At 57.0% G+C, this 1,341-nt stretch carries 1 protein-coding gene; it reads right to left on the bottom strand.

The window, feature by feature from the left end; translation table 11 throughout:
* Positions 1-162 precede the first annotated feature (162 nt).
* The gene (locus tag OHL21_RS00030) at positions 163-1,281 is read right to left on the bottom strand and encodes an IS4 family transposase (RefSeq protein WP_263415199.1); all 1,119 of its coding nucleotides are present in this window, start codon (positions 1,279-1,281) and stop codon (positions 163-165) included.
* Positions 1,282-1,341: the final 60 nt, after the last annotated feature.

Raw genomic sequence — 1,341 nt, 5'->3', positions numbered from 1 at the left:
TGCCCCATAAGCGCTAACTAACCTAGCAATCGAAGCTGAAGTGTTCGCTTTCGGGCTGGTTCGCTAAGGGCGTGAGCGATTTGATTCCATTGCTGGATGATGGAGTGGAGTGCAAGTCTTGGCCTGATGGCGTCTTGGATTTGATGCAGGATGAACTGAAACTCACGCCATGGGCTGGGAGTTGGAGTTTTGCGGCGTGAGATAGCCCCAGGGGGAAATAGTTTTTCCGATGCGTGCTAGCCGTTGGCCGAGCAAAGCGAGCAGGAGTTTTCCGTAGAGCCATGCTCGACTGCTCTGGTCATCGTACTTAGGAACATGTCCAAACTGGGCGATGGACTTGAGTCTCTTGAAGATCAGTTCCACTTGCCAGCGCAGCCGATAGGCCTCCAGCACCTGACTGGTCGAGGCATCGGCTTCGGACAGGGTGGTGAACACGAGCACGTACTCTGCGTATTTGCGAGCCTCGGGACCGCTGACGCTTTTTCCCTTCTGCCGCTTGCGTGTGAGCCTGCGTTGAGCCTGTTCGATGGCAAGCTTGCTCTTGCGGACCGCACAGATGCGGCCTTGGATCCAGACATCGCCGGACAATATCCATACCGGCCAACTGGCTAGATCTCCGGTCTTGCGTAAACGCGAGAGCCGCTTGAGCAGCGGGAATGGATTTCCACCTTCATCAAACAGGGGCAGGCTATACGGGTTGAGGCGAATACAGACATCGGCTCCGGCGGCGACTACCTTGGCGATCCCTGCGGCGTGCGAGTAGCCCGCATCGGCCAACACCAGTTCCCCCGATTGAAAGCTAAACCGCCCCAAACGTTCGGCCGTTCCCGCACCGCGCGTCGAAGTCAGATCGAAATGATCACACTCCAGCGTGGGCAAACGAAGGCTGTAGTGCAGTCTCCACTGGCTGCCCGTCTTGCCCGGCTCGCGGACGACGGTTCCGTCCACCAGACGCACAACCCGACCGGCAAAGCTGGGTTCGAGGGTTACTCCGTTGGCCTTCAACAATGCCTCGCACATCTGCCGCAGCCAGTGCTCCGCCTCACGAAGCCTCTTCAGTAAGGCAACATCGGATACATCGGCGATCCCCGCTAACCGGGCCTGCACCGAAGTCTCACGCAACGACCAGCCACAACCCACATGGAGTAACAAGGTGCGTAGCAGATCATCGACCGATCCAAAGCCGCGCAACCGCCGCACAGCACCGCTGCTTCGACTAAGCTCCCGCCATCCTGAAGGAAACAACTCTACCAATACAGGCCAATCTTCCAACTCCGCCATAATTCAGAAACTATCGAGCAAGAACATAAATGTCAATTAATATGTTAGCGCTTATGGGGC

Source organism: Terriglobus albidus, assembly GCF_025685425.1.
Lineage (GTDB): Bacteria > Acidobacteriota > Terriglobia > Terriglobales > Acidobacteriaceae > Terriglobus > Terriglobus albidus.
The sequence above is the reverse complement of the archived record's forward strand: the minus strand, read 5'-3'. Positions and strand labels throughout refer to the sequence as shown.

Bases quoted from the DNA above. Each gene is read 5' to 3' on its own strand.
- OHL21_RS00030 (WP_263415199.1), bottom strand. From the start codon at position 1,281: ATGGCGGAGTTGGAAGATTGGCCTGTATTGGTAGAGTTGTTTCCTTCA.